The 16,793-nt window shown below is 43.6% G+C and carries 15 protein-coding genes; 1 reads left to right on the top strand and 14 read right to left on the bottom strand.

From position 1 onward, the window contains the following. Positions 1-5: 5 nt before the first annotated feature. The 13 genes from NST58_RS04125 to NST58_RS04065 form a co-directional block, all read right to left on the bottom strand. Positions 6-863, bottom strand: a complete 858-nt coding sequence (locus NST58_RS04125) for a hypothetical protein (RefSeq protein WP_339246391.1) — start codon at positions 861-863, stop codon at positions 6-8. Beyond that, positions 856-1,434, bottom strand: a complete 579-nt coding sequence (locus NST58_RS04120; RefSeq protein WP_081383426.1) for a sigma-70 family RNA polymerase sigma factor — start codon at positions 1,432-1,434, stop codon at positions 856-858. The genes NST58_RS04125 and NST58_RS04120 overlap by 8 nt, the downstream gene beginning before the upstream one ends. 282 nt (positions 1,435-1,716) lie before the next feature. After that, a complete protein-coding gene (gene ssuE / locus NST58_RS04115) occupies positions 1,717-2,250 on the bottom strand; it encodes an NADPH-dependent FMN reductase (protein WP_339246388.1) in 534 nt (177 codons plus the stop codon). Next, positions 2,250-3,608, bottom strand: coding sequence for an LLM class flavin-dependent oxidoreductase (locus NST58_RS04110; protein WP_339246386.1), 1,359 nt, complete (start codon positions 3,606-3,608; stop codon positions 2,250-2,252). The genes ssuE and NST58_RS04110 overlap by 1 nt, the downstream gene beginning before the upstream one ends. Positions 3,609-3,745: 137 nt before the next feature. Next, positions 3,746-4,753, bottom strand: coding sequence for an ABC transporter substrate-binding protein (locus NST58_RS04105; protein WP_339246383.1), 1,008 nt, complete (start codon positions 4,751-4,753; stop codon positions 3,746-3,748). A 153-nt stretch (positions 4,754-4,906) separates the two neighbouring features. Next, positions 4,907-5,677, bottom strand: a complete 771-nt coding sequence (locus NST58_RS04100) for an ABC transporter permease (protein WP_248549469.1) — start codon at positions 5,675-5,677, stop codon at positions 4,907-4,909. 75 nt (positions 5,678-5,752) lie between these two features. Continuing rightward, positions 5,753-6,562: an ABC transporter ATP-binding protein gene (locus NST58_RS04095; protein ID WP_339246381.1), complete on the bottom strand. Its 810-nt coding sequence runs from the start codon at positions 6,560-6,562 to the stop codon at positions 5,753-5,755. Positions 6,563-6,825: 263 nt separating this feature from the next. Then, the gene (locus tag NST58_RS04090; RefSeq protein ID WP_339246378.1) at positions 6,826-9,240 is read right to left on the bottom strand and encodes a restriction endonuclease-like protein; all 2,415 of its coding nucleotides are present in this window, start codon (positions 9,238-9,240) and stop codon (positions 6,826-6,828) included. Further along, positions 9,212-11,449 (bottom strand): DUF3578 domain-containing protein, encoded by a 2,238-nt coding sequence (locus tag NST58_RS04085; RefSeq protein ID WP_339246376.1) that lies wholly within the window; start codon positions 11,447-11,449, stop codon positions 9,212-9,214. The genes NST58_RS04090 and NST58_RS04085 overlap by 29 nt, the downstream gene beginning before the upstream one ends. A 98-nt stretch (positions 11,450-11,547) precedes the next feature. Next, on the bottom strand, positions 11,548-11,667 hold the full coding sequence (locus tag NST58_RS04080) for an NERD domain-containing protein (RefSeq protein ID WP_081387522.1): 120 nt from the start codon (positions 11,665-11,667) through the stop codon (positions 11,548-11,550). Between the two features lie 400 nt (positions 11,668-12,067). Beyond that, a complete protein-coding gene (locus NST58_RS04075) occupies positions 12,068-13,090 on the bottom strand; it encodes a restriction endonuclease (protein WP_339246372.1) in 1,023 nt (340 codons plus the stop codon). Continuing rightward, the gene (locus NST58_RS04070) at positions 13,087-13,776 is read right to left on the bottom strand and encodes a nuclease-related domain-containing protein (RefSeq protein ID WP_076185150.1); all 690 of its coding nucleotides are present in this window, start codon (positions 13,774-13,776) and stop codon (positions 13,087-13,089) included. The genes NST58_RS04075 and NST58_RS04070 overlap by 4 nt, the downstream gene beginning before the upstream one ends. A 247-nt stretch (positions 13,777-14,023) precedes the next feature. Then, the gene (locus NST58_RS04065; RefSeq protein ID WP_339246368.1) at positions 14,024-14,521 is read right to left on the bottom strand and encodes a hypothetical protein; all 498 of its coding nucleotides are present in this window, start codon (positions 14,519-14,521) and stop codon (positions 14,024-14,026) included. 151 nt (positions 14,522-14,672) lie between these two features. On the opposite strand from NST58_RS04065, the gene NST58_RS04060 reads away from it, so the two are divergent. Next, positions 14,673-14,918, top strand: a complete 246-nt coding sequence (locus NST58_RS04060; protein WP_076276950.1) for a helix-turn-helix transcriptional regulator — start codon at positions 14,673-14,675, stop codon at positions 14,916-14,918. Between the two features lie 458 nt (positions 14,919-15,376). Here the strand turns inward: NST58_RS04060 and scfB are convergent, their stop codons facing one another. After that, entirely contained in the window at positions 15,377-16,771 is a 1,395-nt protein-coding gene (gene scfB / locus NST58_RS04055) for a thioether cross-link-forming SCIFF peptide maturase (protein ID WP_339246366.1), read from the bottom strand. Positions 16,772-16,793 lie beyond the last annotated feature (22 nt).

The raw sequence follows: 16,793 nt of genomic DNA, 5'->3' as shown, positions 1-16,793 counted from the left end.
GTCTTTTATTTTGAATCTACAGCCGGAGCCGGAGCCGGAGCTGCAACTGCTGCGCCATTCTTTTGCGAGTTCTCCTTCACTTGACCTTGCTCTAAAGGCTGAACAGGAGCACCAATGTTAAAGCTATCAATGATTTTCCCTAGTGTAGCTTGGTCAAAATCTACTTGGGAATACAACTCTACTGTATAGCCATCCTCTTCCCATATCACAATTCCATTTGCATAATAAACCTTAGTCCCGTTAATTACTTCTGTCTTCACTTCTTCCGTAGTGCTGATCCCATTGTCCCCGCCCTTGGAGATTAGAAAATTCACAGCGTTCTCTCCAGAATTATACTGTACTTCAACCATGCTGGTCCCCTGAAGAACACAATTCACAAACTCATAGTCTCCCATCCAGTCGGGTGCCGGGAAGTTCATGCCAAGTGCTGCACGTGCTTCATCTAGGCTCAACTTAGCTGCAACCGGCAATTCAATGGCAACATTCTCCCCGCCTTGGGCATCTTCAGATGGAGTCATTGACTGTGCAGCCGAAGGGATTTCCTTATCGTATTGCGTGATTTCTAGATTTCCCACTTCAAACTTTGCCATGATCGATTGGAACATATCCTGTGCATAGGAGGTTGCAGAGAATGCTCCACCCAGACAAATTACTGCACTGCCAATCACTATTGCATTTCTCCAGCTGCTTTTTTTCATCGTTATCCCGTCCTTTATCTCTGATTGGGGGCTAAGAGCCCCATGGTCCAATTTGTATATCAAGCGGTTATAGATTCTTTCTTTGGCGGTAGTGCTGCCCTGTTCGGCATTCTCAAGCAGTTCTATGGTTTTGCTGAATTTGGTGAGATCATCTTTCTTATTCATTTTTGAACCCTCCTGCCTTTAAGGAAATATGCAGTTTTTTCAAGCTTCTATATACTACGACACCGATATTGGACTCACTAACTCCCATGATCTGTGCAATTTCGGAATTTTTCAGCCCAGCCCCATATTTCATTGCAATGATATTTCGTTCCTTCTCACGCAGCTTGGAGAGCGCCTTGAACAGTGCTTGATTATTATCCTCACGGATCGCCAGCTCCTCAGGAGACGGCTTGGGAAATATAAGTTCCAGCAACGAATCCAGTGAGGTATAGCTTCTTTTCTTCTGCGCCCGAAAATAATCCGTTACAGCGTTTCTTACAATGGCAAACAGCCACACCTCAAAATTGGATTTTTCTTGTGAAAAACTATAATACTTACACATCACGGTCTCAAAAACCTGACTGCATATGTCCTCTGCCGCATGGTGGTTATTAATTCGATAACAGATATATTTGTAAACACGTTGGTAGTACGTATCATACATCCGGGTAAATTCCTCTTTGGACATGATAGCTTCACGTGATCTTTCGGTATTCATGTAACGCTCCACTTTACCTTGGATAACCTCCATCTCCACCCTCCTTCCACTCACCTTCATCGAAAAGCTAAACAAATTGCGCAATTTGTTGTGAAGAAACTTACATATGTTAATACGGAGAAACGCCTAAACCATTAACAAATCTTTTGATATAATCGTGGGATGGCAAGAAACCATCATACAACTTATAGTTCACCAAATGGAGACTAGGGACCTTTTTCAACGTTGGTTCATGAGATTAACAATCACAACACAAAAAACGCAACCCCGAAAGGCTGCGTTAATGTTAACCCCTAACTTCCTGTTCTCCCTAGTCTAATTAGTTATTTTTGCAGGTACAAGCTTTAGTAATTCCACGGTTAGCCTCTGCTCCGCTTCCTCATCAATACGATACCCATCAGCTTCTAAGCGTTCAATTTGCCGATCCAAGAAATAAACCGTATTTAAAATCTCAGTAGCACCCAGTACAGATAAGACGGGTTTTAATGCATATTCAATCGCTAGAAGATGGCCTAACGAACCCCCAATAGCAATAGGTACAATTCGCTTACCAACCAGCGCTTTTTGCGGAAGGAGATCTAAATAGGTCTTCAAGATTCCCGTATAGGAGGCTTTATAGATAGGCGTTAATACGGCGACAATATCCGCTTCTTCCACTAGCGCATTGGCCCGCAGAATCGCCTCACTGGCGAAATTGGCCGTAAGCAAATCGTCCGCTGGTAACTCATGTACATAGATCGAATGATGCCAAATCCCCTCTTGCGTTAGAAATCTTTCAACCTGCTGATGAATAGCAGTTAATCGAGATTTTCTAGTATTTCCTCCATTAATAATGACTGCTTTGCTCATTACACATTCCCTCCTATACTCGCACTTGTTAGTGCTTTTTCAAGTGTTGTTACAACAGGTACAGATAGCCCTAAATTTCCTCGAAGCGTATAACTCTCATATTCAGTACGGAATAAGCCTCTACGCTGTAATTCAGGAATCACTAATTCAACAATATCGTTAAAGCCCTCCGGGAAATGGGGAGGCATCACATTAAATCCATCTGCACCATCGTTTAAGAACCATTCTTCTAATTGATCTACGATTTGTTCAGGGGTTCCAACGATTTCCCGGTGTCCGCGTGCTCCAGCGATGCGCTCATAGATTGCACGAATAGATTGCAGATTCTCACGTTTGGCGATATCACGAATAATGTTGTAGCGGATCCGCGGATTGGTGTCATCTTCAATTGAACTGAATTCCGGAAGTGGTTCTTCGACATCATACCCTGACAGATCAATGTTAGTGAAAGACGACAAATACGATAATCCTACTTCAGGTAAAATATAGCTGTTTAATTGCTGCTGCTTCAACAAAGCTTCTTCCTCTGTTTTCGCTACAGTAATAAACACACCCGGCATGATCTTCAAGTCCTCCGGTTTACGTCCATATTTAGCCAACCGCTCTTTCACATCACGATAAAAGGTTTGCGCTTCTTCAAGCGTCTGCCATGCTGTAAAAATAACTTCTGCGGTCTTCGCAGCTAACTCTTTTCCAGATTCCGATGATCCAGCTTGAACAATCACGGGATGCCCTTGTGGTGTAGTTGAGGAATCCAGTGAACCCTGTACCTTAAACCAAGCTCCCTGATGATCAACAGGATGTACCTTTTCTACATCTAAATACCGACCTTGCTCCTTGTCGATGACCAGCGCCTCAGACTCAATAGACAACCAGAGTTGTTTGACAACCTCCACAAATTCCTCAGCACGTTCATAGCGGGACGCATGCCGCAAATGTTTATCTTTACCAAACAGGAGAGCTTCACCCTCATTGGCTGATGTTACTACATTCCAGGCGGCACGCCCCTTGGACAAATGATCAATCGCTGCGAATTTACGCGCTACATGGTATGGATCGTTATAGGTAGTAGTCAAGGTCGCCGTTAGCCCGATATGCTTAGTCACTGCTGCAAGTGCTGAGATAATAATAACGGGATCTAGCTTTAATGATGATTGTGCATTTCCGGACAGCTTTTGACCTAATACATCTGCAAAAAATATCATATCGAACTTGCCGCGCTCCGCCGTTTGTGCAATCTCCGTTAAATACTCCAAATCAAATGCCCGACTTGCCCCTGAAGCAGGGTGACGCCAGCTTGCTACATGATGACCAGGTAGATTAATGAATGCCCCTAATTTCATTTGTTTTTTTGTCATGTTAACCACTCCTATTGTTTGATTTTCTATTAAGGAAATCCGTACACAAAGGCGGATGCTCACGCTCCTACAGTTCCAAACTTCCCCTCTGCCACTCTCCCTTTTTAGATTGTTGTAGAGTCAACTTATATATAAAATTATTTAGCAAATGGATTAAATTCGTTCGTATATAACTCTTCCGGCTTCACTTGGCCTTCTTTTAGCTCCCCATTTGCCACAAGCCAATCAATCCAGACATTGTATTCCGAGGGTGTAATCACGCCGCCTTTTTCAGAGATGCCCGTACTCTTCCAAAACTTAAGATTATCTGTGGTTTCCTTTCGTTCACGCTTATTAATAATTTCCTCGAATCGTTTAATTACTTCCTCCCTAGGTGTCGTTCGGGCCCATTCAATGGCTTTAGCCACTCCATCTACAAATTGCCTGACGGTATTTGGATTATCCTTGATATACTGATCTGTAAAGAAATAATCACCCGCAGTAAACTCTGTGCCAAACACATCAATATCCTTAAAAATTTCTGCGACCCCACCTGTTGTTAAAGCCCGATCCCGGGCAATCCCGCTTAACATAACCACATCGATCTGATGATTTCGCAGAATCTGTTCTGCACTAGAACTTGGAACTGTCACTAAGGTTACTTGTTCAATTTCCTTTTCGGTCAAGTTGCCTTGGCGTAAATAATCTTTAATGACGAATTCCGAATGGGCACCGAGAATATTCACCCCTACTTTTTTACCAATAAAATCTTTAGCCGACTTTATAGCTCCCCCCTCGAGGGCATATGCACCTACATACGTATTTTTATCACTGCCGTAGGAGCCAATGACGGACTTTATTTTTACGTTCTTGGCGTAGGATTTAATAATGGCTCCATTGAATGCTGCACCAAAGTCAATTTGTTTCGTCGCGGTTAATTGAATACTTTCCGGACCACCCACGCTGTCACCTATAGACTCTAACTTCAAATCTCCTAGGTAACCTAAATCGGCGGCCAGCTCTGGGAAAGAGACACTTCCAGGTGCAGATTGATATTGCAGGATCTGATCTTCTCCACTTTTGGCGGAGGACTTCCCCTCTGAGCAGCCAGATAAAATACCACTAACCAAGCCTACAAGTATAAGCAGTGCTACTGTTTTGTTCATCTCGCTTCTCCTTTTCCAAATGAATTGTATTTTTCTGAGCTACAGTTCCAAACTTCCCTCCGCCACTCTTCCTTTTTAGATTGTTTTAAGTACAATTAATTCAATTTGTTTAGTTGGTATTATTCCAAAAAAATATCATTCAAAATCATCCTTCTATTCATTCACCGGTTGCTTCCATTTAGAAAATTTACGCTCGAGCATGGTCAAGCCTTGGTTGATTAGCAAACCCAACAAAGCAATGGTTAATATACCGGCGTACATTTGAGGGATCTGAAAGTTATATTGAGAATAAGTGATTAAATACCCTAAGCCTTCTTTTGCCCCTACCATTTCTGCCGCAATCAATACTAATATCGCCCCTGTTCCTGCCATTCGAATCCCTGTAAAAATAGTTGGCACGGATGCCGGTAAAATGACCTTCAGAAATAATTTGAACGACTTAATATTCATGGATTTAGCCGCTTTAATAAGTAAGGGATCGACGTTACCTACAGCAGCAATCGTGTTTAGAAGAATAGGCCATGTGCAAGCAAATAGGACGATTGTAATCTTAGAGGTTTCACCAATCCCTAACAGCAACATAAATACCGGAAGTAAAGCGAGCGCAGCCGTATTTCGGAACAATTCCAACACTGGATTTAACAGCTCTCGGGCCAATGGATACCAGCCAATCAGTAATCCTAACGGGATTGCAATCAATAAGGCTAATGCAAATCCACTGAACGAACGAATGATACTTGCTAAGAAATGAGTGAAAAGCTCACCTGAGACAATCAAATTCCACAAAGCAGTGATTACCTCAGAAATAGGCGGGAAAAATGCTGCATCAACTAAGCCCGTCCGTGGTGCGACTTCCCATAGTAAGAACAATAAGACTAAGACAATGGACTGTTTGAACACCTTAAGCACGCCGGAAAAAGAAATAGGATTTCGTTTCTTAAGCTGTAACGTTGAATGAACAGACTTAACGGATTCGATGGGAATCCCCCCCTTTATAGATTAAATATATGCACCTTTGTATTCAGGCTCATGCAAATAACCCCATACCTCATGTCGAGCCTTCACAAAATCAGGATGTGAGCGAATATCCGCATCTTCCAATCGTGATGTTAGCGGAATATCTACAATTTTCCTCACCGTCCCGGGTCCTTGTGTCAGGACGACTACCCGCTCCCCAAGATAAACGGCTTCATCAATGCCATGCGTAATAAAAATGATGGTTTTTTGGGTCTTCTGCCAAATCCGTAAAAGCTCACTTTGCAGAGATTCACGTGTTTGGGCGTCCAGTGCGGCAAAAGGCTCATCCATTAACAAGACATCTGGGTTAAAGGCAAGACTTCTGGCAATGGCTACACGCTGCTTCATCCCCCCGGAAAGCTCATGTGGATAACGGTCTCCAAAATCACTAAGCCCAACTAACGAAAGAAAATGCCCAACCTGCTCGCTACGTTCATGCTTCGGAATCCCCTTTGCCTCTAACCCAAATTCAATATTGCCACGCGCCGTCTTCCAAGGAAATAAAGCATACTGCTGAAACACAATACCTCGATCAAGCCCTGGACCTGTTATTGGGTGACCATCTATTAAAATGCGACCCTGTGTGGGGAATGATAAACCACTAATCAAATCAAGCAAAGTTGACTTACCGCACCCGCTTGGCCCCACTATCGTCATGAATTCACCTTTTCTTACGGAAAAGTCCAACTCTTTTACCGCCGTGAATTGCTGCGTTCCCTCCTTTTGCTTAGAATCTCGGACACTGAACGTTTTGGTGACACTCTCAAATCTGATTTTTTCAGCAGCAGCCATTGACTTCACCTCTGTTAGTTATTATTACGGCAAAGTGACCGTTCGCCAAAAAGGCTCAGATGACAACGACTAGCGTTTGTCCCCTGAGCCTCTGGTTGAACCAGTCAGCATATTCCGTTTCGTACTCCCAATCACTAAAATTTAAACATCAATAATTTGTATTAATCTGATGGGATTACTATATTTTAATCCGCTGGGGTTGTCAACAATAAATTCATAATTATGGAATTCATTAGACAAACCTTACTTCATGTTCACTAACCTTAAATATTCCGAACTTCAACAACCTTCCCCAAGTCCACATACTGCTCATGATCCAACTTCACCTTCACTCTGCCCCTTCGGCGTTTCTCACGCCATTCACGAAGATCTCCCTCCGTTTCTAAGCGAAGCTCCGCGATTTCCAAGGCACGATCCAGAATATATTTACTCGTATAGAGCACCGTTTGTATTCTTTGACCACCTAGCATGATAGGAGACGTAATTGCTTTCCATTCCTCAACCGTAAATCGTACATACAGATCTTCTTCAGTACCCGAGCGACAAGGAACCTCTTTAATCTCATTACGCCGCAGCACCTTCCAATCCGCTACTTTCCCTACCCAGTGAATCCCCGTTTTTGCAGGATCAATGAACTTTTTGCGGGATTGGCACATCGCTACGTATTCAATTTGCGTTAGGATCTTCTGATTTGCAAGATTCCTTAACGGCATGTGATAAAAAGCTTTCTGCAGCGCCACTTCCACTTGTTCGGGTCCCCGGACAGAACCAACAAGAACATTTTTACCCGCGAGTTGGTTGGCATAGTATTCTTTCGTGCCGCGCGGACGAGTCGAGCGTTCATAAGCTTTTTCCGGACTATCCTGAATAATCTCTTCCAAGAATCGCTCAACTAGGCTCGTAGAATTCGGTAGGAATGGCAAAGCGCCAATGTTCAATAGCTCGATGCTTTTATAGAATCGGTGGGTCTTATACCGCTCCTCATCCGGGTAGGGGAATAACACATAGGCGCCAAACATGCTTCGCTCATATTCTCCCGATCCCTTCTCCTGATACACAATGGCATCCCGATAACGGTGCATGGTGTTGATGTCATCCTCTTCAGGACCAGGCTGCCTATAAGTGCGGTGATAGGAAGTCCCTTCATAAGCCGGATTTAACCGATATTTCGCATCAAAAACATACTTATACTCTTTGATTTTGCCAGCATCCTTCTTCTTCAGTGTCAGCACATTATCCGGACGCTGATTGAGCGTCGGTGCCTTATCCGAGCTAGGAATCGCATTATAATACAGGATGAACTGCTCTCCGTTAACTGGATTCTCGTACACCATCTTAGCGCTCTGCGAGCGGTCAAGGGTAACAAAAATACCATTTCGATTCACCTTAATAATATCCTGCTTCACCAGTTTATACTTCTGCCCCAGGAGCTGATTCAGCTTCAAGAAACACCAATACTCATAGAGCTGCGCGACATCCTTCATAGACAGTCGCAGCAGATCACCTTGGATCGACAAGCCTTTGAGCAGCATTAGATAACAGCGATAGACCTCGCGGTATCCAGGGGCCATCTGCAGCACCAGTGTAACGGACATCTGCCTCATTACTCCAGCCTCACGCAAAAAATCCATCTTGAGCACCCGCTCTAGTTGAGTGAGCATGTTGTCTAACCTTTTTATAAGTAATGGATCTGGGGTTCGGTTTTTAATCTTCCAGCGACCCTTGAGCTCTTTCAGCTTTCCATGAATGCGTTCCAGCATCCAGCGGATGAACCGGTTCTCATTAGTATCATAGGCGAGGCGTCTTCGTGTTTCCATTAAATGTGTGGCTGTGTAATTTCGGCTGCCGATGGTCAAGAATCCATGGTTCATGTCTTCTCTTAATCGTTCAGGATGCTTCGCGAGCTCACGGATGTTCTCTCTTCCGGCCTTTTTGACCCGATTGGCGTCCACTAGTCGGCGGTCCTGGAGCAGAGCGTAATGGGGATTCTTGTTAATCCGCTCAACCGCATCCAAGAGCTGTCTAAACACATGCTGAAGTATGGTGAAAAACTCCGTCAGGCTCTGATGCTGCGTCTCCCGCAAGCCTGTTAGTTGGTAGGTTTTGCGCAAAAAATCAAAAGCCAAGTTATAAATCTGCTCATTCACTTCATTTAAAATATTCTGGTAATCCAGCTTGTAATCCATTTTAGAGGGGAAGATCTCCATCTCTACCCGCAGCAAAGCCTGTCCCGAACTGCGGATCTCCCATTCCGTCAAACCGACCTCATTCCCAAAGTTCAGCACACCCGCAAGAATAGACTCCCCTAGGGGCTTAATTGCCTGCCGAAGCAGCACATTGTCATGATAAAAAGAGAGGTTAGCAGCGGTCTTCCTCTGAATCACCAGCTCATACGACTGTGTCTCATAAAAACAAGGAAAGACCGACTCCCCCGGCTGCCAGTCCACCATCCCGTGAGCTTCAGGAGAAAACACTTTAATCTGAACATTACCAAGCCGTTCGGAGCATGTAATCCCAAACTGAGCATTTACCCACTCCTGACTAGAAGAACGATGAAGCTGCAAGGTCTCCACAGTAGGATGATATGGCCTTCCTTGAAGAAAAAGCGTAAAAAGCTCCGTTTCTACACGGAGCAATTCTACCGCCTGATTAAGAGAGCCAGTATGAGGTGAATCCATCTTCTTCCAGCCTCCTAAGCATAAAAGCCAATTTACGCGCACTTTGTGGATGTTTGGCTGTAGGGGGAGTTTGTCCAGCAGCCCATTTCAGGTAGAGTGGAGAAGCATCATCCATAAAAGCTTGGAAGTCTACTGTAACACCAGATCCGGTACCAAGAGCCCCTTTCATCAAGTTCAACAATACCCGGCGAACCGAAGAATGGCTCCCTTGAATGCGCGGCAGTATCTTTTGCAGCAGTTGCCAGTCAAAAGCTTCTTCCTCATTCATCAGCTTGTACCGTTCGTTATAGATCATATAGAAGCAAATCGCATCGCGTACCCGGAAACCTACATGAGCATGGACATCCTCAAGCAAAGCATTGATCATAACCAATCTCTCTGTCGTCCGGACAACTAGCTCTTTGTTGGCATCATAGGCATCCACTAGCTGCAAATAATCGGAGCGCAGAAAAAGATGATTCAGTTCGGCAAGATCAGCGGGATCTTCCGTCTCTTCCTGCTCACTCATGTCCGGATACTGCTGCAGATTGATGTAATTGAACTCCAGTGTGTTGGCTCGGTCCAGTACCTTTTTGCTAAAAGGATGTGTCGTTTCGTCCATGTTCACAGTCCCGATTAAGAACACATTCTCCGGGATACCGAGGCTGCCAAACTTCACTTGATCCTCAGGCGTATCCAGCATGGTAGAAGATATGAGATCCTGTGTCTGGATCTTCCCCTCCTGCCAGTCCTGCGTTTCCAGCACACTTAACAGGTCACTGAAATAATGCTCTACCCGCGCCAGATTCATCTCATCCATACAGATAAAATATGGCTTATGTCCATTCTCCGGCTTCCGCGCCTCTACTAATACTTCCGTAAGCGGACCCGGTTTGAACCTGCCCGAAAGATCCTTGTACCCCAGCAGATCCGCAGGATCACTCCAATCCGGCCGCACTGGGATCAAGGTAAACTGTCCGTTATTCCCCGTTGCACCAAGAGCTTCTGCAAACAGCTTCACCAACCGAGTCTTCCCTGTTCCGGATATGCCTGCCAGAATGACAAAAGGCTTAGTCTTTAGCGAGAGGTAAAAATTCTCGATAAGGTGCTCAGGGAAGAAGAAACCTTTGCGACGGATGTGAGATTGGATTTGGTGGAGGATCCCTGTTACTTGTTCATCCTGTAAGGGCTCCGCTTCTTGCGTCACTACTTCCACTTCCTCATTATCAGCTACATTACCTGTAGAAGTCACAGTGTCCACATATAGACGGTAATCCTCCATCACATTCTCGAGATCTTGGATTAGTTGCTCGTCATTCGGAACGGCTCCTCTTTCATACTTGATGTAAGCGACAGTAGACACCTGATAATCTTGGCCTAGACCGCTGTCTACCAGGTGAATATTCTCATCCTTATTCATATGGGCAAGAGAAAGGAGCTCTCGAATCTCTTGTGTTCGGTTTCGTAGATAAGCATAGCCTTCTCTGCGCCCTTTATCTTGGATAGGTGTTGTTACTCCTTGGATAAACGTGAGGTACACAGCACTCATATCCGAAGCGAACAGATACACAATATACTCTCCACGTTGTGTCGTTTCCGTGATCCGTTTATCCAGAATTGCTAGCCAAGGAACCGTTGCCCAATTCCCTTGTCCAACCGAACCTTGAACTTTGTATTGCTCATCTATGAAAGGTAATACTTTAAGCTCGGAAGGAAGGGTCTGACGAAACAATGTACCCAGTGAATGGCCTGCGAAAGCTTCCTTTTTGGCAGAGCTGTAATCCGCCATGATTTTCTCCAAATAACCTTGCAAAGAGAAATGCTGCAAAGCGGCATTATAAGACTGGAGTTCGTCATTAGCTAGTCTCTCTAATTGCGATAGCTCCTCTTCCCCTAGCTGTCTTTGAATCTGGCTATGAAAACCTATGGTGTTATCCTCCGAGTTCACAAACAAAATATGCGAGAGCGCATTAATTGGACTGTTAATAATATCTTTCAGCTGGCTTTTGGGTGCATCACTCCATAGTTCTCGACCTGGTGGCAGATCTACCCGGTTTCCACTATCCTGTTCAGCTATAAAGTAGTTAAGAAACCGCTGCTTCACGTGATCGTACGATACGCGCTCCTGATGAAAGGCTCTCAGCTCTTCGATTAAGGATAGGATGAGGACCATTTTGTATGATTTTTGCTTACGCTTGAAAATCTGCGTGACTGATTCCGGTAATGGCATGTTGACCTCCAAGACTAGTTAACGATTTCTAGTAGTCATATTTTTTTACATGAAGTTTGCGAATCTTTGAGTCTGTAATATTTGCTTGGCTCAGTTGGTCATAGATCGATTTTACCTGTAATTGAGGCCTTAATATAGCCATAGTTTTGCTTTAGTGGATTATACATCTTGTAACGGTTACCTACTAACCATTGTTGATCCGTCCGCTTACCTTTAATTTCTCCATTGTAGTTTTTCGTCTTTCAATGACAAATAAGCAATACGGAGTCATCTGGATTTACAATATATTTGGTAATTCGACAATATGGGAATGTATTCCTTCCAATCATGCATATAAGAAAAAGGACTGTCGCATGGACAGCCCCAACATATAGTTAACGTATACCTTTTAATTCCGTCTTAATCCGAGAGAACAGATGGAGCAAATGCATTAGCAAGCTGCATGCCATCCTTAAGCCCCTGTAGATATAAAAGTTCATAAACAACAGATTACTTTAAAGAAACTTTATCCTCCCAATTTTCAAACTCTGGCTTACGTGCAATATCCATGGAGACAAATAACGCTTGGAAGGCCTTGCTCTTCTTCAAAAGAATGTCTATATAGAAAAACATTCAAATTTATAACGGCCAATATATTTTTCTTAACGGTATTAATGTCCGTGTCTCTGAATCAAATTGATCATAGTATTGTGTTACTAACTCCGCGAGCAGATCCAAGTCTATTAACGATAAAGGAATATTCGATCTTTCCGCTTCATATTTTGCTTCCTTTGTGAATCCACCACTAGATACATAAATCCCCCGATCTCCTACTCTTAATCCTCCGGTAAAACTACGTATTTGATTAGATCCCATACTGCCTGAACGGTGCTTTACTTCCACTATAATTCTGGGTTCTTCAAGCCCTAGACCATCTGGGGATGCAAAAATATCTCTTCCCCGGTCCGGCCCTTTGGGTGATATTCGTGTCTTGTAGCCCATTCCTCTAAGGATGCCCGCAACAAGTTCCTGCATTTGCTCCCAGTCTAACTTAGCAATCTTATCTTTGATAAATTCATTGGACTTCTCAATGACGTCTTCCTTAATTAGCTCTAATTCTTCAGCTTCTTCCTCCGTCTCAGCTTGCACAGACTCTATGGGTTGACTTGGTTGATTACCATCGGTCTGTCCGATTACCATTTGTTTGAGCAATTCCTTCTGAACATCATTCGGGATAGATATAATAGTCATTATGGAACCAAGAGTATTCCGGGCGCTTGCCGTCAAAACATCTCTAGATACAGTCCCCTCCCAATCTATTCTGCGAATATGAGGCTTATCCGTAATATAATTTGGCTTAAATTCATAATTCGACTTGATTCTTCCTATGTAATAGAGTCGCTCTTCAGAATTATATGTGATTACTTGGTCGTCTATTTTAAATTCACTTACAAAACGAAAAATCTGACCAGCAGTAATATTGATCTTACCCTCTTTATATCCAGGATACCGTACCTTCAAAAGCCTCTTCATCTCTTGCAGTGTATTTACCCCACCGATATCTCCCAATGGAGCCCAACCAATCGCTACAGCTTGCTTATCTTTAAATTCATTAATAAGATATGCCCTTTCTCCTGCTCGAACAAGCCACATACTTTTCATAGTGGACCTCCCTTTATTCTCTGTACATGAAGTTTGCGAATCTCGGAATCGGTAACATTAGCCTGAGCCAAACGATCATATATGGTTTGGACCTGCGCCGCAGATATAGGAGGTTCAGGGGTTCCCGTTTTTAAACTAATCAGCTTCCTAGAGATAAACTCACTTAGTTCCACATCATAGACAACCAGTTCGTCCGAGTGGATTTTCCGAAGATCCGGATCAATACTGAACCGACATCTCATAGTGAATGAAATCATAGAGATAAATTTCACTGCAGCTATACCTTGTATCAGGTTCTCAATGGCCTTTATATGTCCATAGTTTTGCTTCAGCGGATTATACATCTTGTAACGGTTGCTCACTGACCATTGTTGATCCGTTCGCCCACCTTTAATTTCCCCATTGTAGTTTTTTGTCTCAATGACAAATAAGCAATACGGGGAAATAACGATATGGTCAATCTGGGTGTAACCTGTTCGAGACTTGGGATTAGGGAGCATTAGATCGCTTAACGATTTACACTCCTTAGGTAGCTGGTCAAGTTGGATATTGATTTTATGCTCACCTAACTCTCCAATTCGTGTGGAAACAACTTTCGGTTTCGACTTGGGAGTTTGTGTCTTACGCACTGCCTGTGGTGGCTTAGTTTCGGATTTTTTAAAGAAGGACTTTACCGCTTTAAGCATAGCAAAACCTCGTCTGATATAGATTTACAATATGTATGGTTATTCGACAATATGGGAAGATATCCCTTTATTCAAATCATGAATGGAGGTCTGCCCTCTTTTGGATGAACAGCATCTAAAAAAACAAAAATTCCAAATATATACGCAATAAAAAAGACTGTCGCATTGACAGTCTGAAGATAAGATATACATATATCCCCTTTGGTTCCGATACCTATGTGCTACTCCGCTACCCACAGGGCATGTCTTAGTCCGAGAGAACTGAAAGGGCAGTAAGGGCATTTGCAAGCTGCATGCCATCCTTTAGTCCTTGAAGATATAGACGTTCATAAAGAACGGCTTGCTTCGATTGAAGCTTATCCTCCCAGTGCTCAAACTCTGGCATACGTGCAATGTCCATGGAGTCAAACAACGCTTGAAAAGCTTTGCGCTCTTCTTCAAAAACATATCTAGGTTCGGATTGATGTTCAATCTGTGCGGTCACCTCATCCAATCGACCTTGAATCGTCTGTAAAAACCATGCCGGAAAGTCCACCATATCCCCTCCAAGATAGAAACTCAAACGAAACGACACTGTATGTCCGTTTTTTTCTTGGTACATCCGATTAATCAGTTCGTCAACCTTACGACTCTGGGCCTGAACCGCTTCATTGCTGCTTAACGGAATTCCCTGCTCCAGTGATTGCTGTCCGAGTTCATTCAGCTTGCGCTTTTCCTCCTCATATTTGTACATCAGATGTTGCATTGCACCCCCACCTTCCGGGAAAAGCTATATCTGTAGACGATGTATGGAAATTTTAATGCGTTTATCGGTTTATTTCATTTTAATTCGATATCCGCATTAAAACAATACTTACCTCGCATACAATTTGGTTAAAATGTGAGGTGACACCAAAATGAGGCATCGCAAAGAGCCCCCGGGTGACAAAAACATTATCGGGACCCGAGTTATAGCTATTCGAAAAGCTAAGCGAATGAAGCAAAAGGATTTCCTTGCCAAATTGCAAACCTTTGGCTTGGACATTAGCCCGACCAGTTTATCGCGATTGGAAGGTCAATATAGACTTGTGCAGGATTATGAGGTGGTTGCAATTGCGAAAGCATTGGAGGTTTCTGTTGGGGAGTTGTTGGGGGAGGGTTAGTGAAGTGATAGTGGGAGATAACTCTCTGTTCTTGGAAGAGATCGTTATTTTCATTTAAATAGATACTACATAAATCTGCAAATTTTTATGCAGAATCCCTGAGGGGATTTATTATTCAGACTTAGGCACGTACCTACGACGTCCAATAAAATGGAGGACTGAGGCAATATCTGACCCTCAGCTTTTTATCCTTCGGTCCGCTTTCAGGTAACATTCATCGTGCTATGTATGTAGACATCAAATAATACATAGCTATAACAACGATATACCAACCTATCGCACGGAATTCATTCCATAGATTCAGATTAAAAGACGATCATTGATCTGCACTTTGCAGAAACTGATCGTCTTTCTTGTCTTACAGTCCTTCTTCTCCGAATTCATACAAAAAACCGAGAAAGAGCACTTCATTTAAAAGTGTCGATTTCTCGGTTACCGTTACCCACCCGTTACGTTAACTAGTTAGGTTGCTCTTCCATCGCTCTAATAGATTCATCCACCTTCACCATCATGGAACATTCGACTCTTTTGCGGAAGACGTCACAGCTGAAATCATAGGTTCCGACCAGGGAACCCGTCGCGTGCAGTGCATTGGCTGGACAACCACCGCTGCAGTAGAGTTTAGCCCAGCAGTCCTTGCATTCCGGCTTCGAGTAGCAGTTGCTCTCTTGGAATTGACATTGCAGCTCAGGTTTTGTGATGCCATCCCAGAGGTTCCCCATGCTATACTCTTCATCCCCTACGAACTGGTGGCAAGGAAAAAGCTCTCCCCAAGGGGTGACGGCAAGATATTCGGTTCCTGACCCACAGCCAGTGATTCTCTTCTGGATGCAAGGTCCTTCCGAGAGGTCTAGCATGTAGTGATAAAAGGTAAAACCCTTGCCTTGTTCACCGCGACCGATCATTTCCTTCGCGAGAATTTCGTACTGGTTGTATATCTCCGGCAGGTCCTCCTCGGTAAGTGCATAGGGCTCCTTTGGATCACAGATGACCGGTTCCATCGAAATTTTGTCAAAACCAAGGTCTGCGATATGAAATATATCGTTGGTGAAATCGACATTGTTACGAGTGTAAGTTCCTCGTACATAGTACTCTTGGTCTCCGCGCTTACGAACGAATTCCTGGAACTTCGGAAGAATATGATCATAGCTGCCTTTTCCGTTAACCGTTTGGCGAAGCCGGTCATGAACCTCTTTTCTTCCATCCAGGCTTAATACGACATTGTACATTTCCTGATTTAAAAACTCAGTGACCTCATCGTTCAGCAGCATCCCGTTCGTCGTGAAGGTGAAGCGGAACTTCTTTTTGTATTCTTGTTCTTTGCTTCTTGCATAAGCTACGATCTGTTTAACCACTTTCCAAGCCAAGAGCGGTTCCCCGCCGAAAAAGTCGATGTCAAGATTACGATGATGACCCGAATTTCCAAGCAGGTAATCGATAGCTTTTTGTCCAACCTCATAGCTCATGATTGCTCGATCTCCGTTGTATTTCCCCTGGCTAGCGAAGCAATAGTCGCATGACAAATTACAGGTATGCGCAACATTGAGGCAGAGTGCCTTAACATAAGTTTTCCGTTTTTTTAAATCGAGCGAGAGGTTCTCATACTCATCTTTTGTAAAGAGCTGTCCATCATTTATAAGCTCCTCGATATCCGCGATGGTTTCTCGAATGTCGCTCTCGGAAATGCTGGAATCATCTTTATATTTATCCAACAGCGTTGTCACGATTTTGTCGACAGAAGTTTTCTCATAAAGCGCTATAATTTCATATGCTAGGTCATCAACAACATGCACCGAGCCACTATAGGTATCGAGCACGATATTGTATCCGTTTAGTTTATATTGATGAATCATACTTACTAATCAAGCTCCTTTT

The organism is Paenibacillus sp. FSL R10-2796, assembly GCF_037965315.1.
GTDB classification, from domain to species: Bacteria; Bacillota; Bacilli; order Paenibacillales; family Paenibacillaceae; genus Paenibacillus_AQ; species Paenibacillus_AQ odorifer.
Note: the sequence above shows the minus strand (reverse complement) of the source record. Positions and strands in the feature narration are given on the sequence as shown.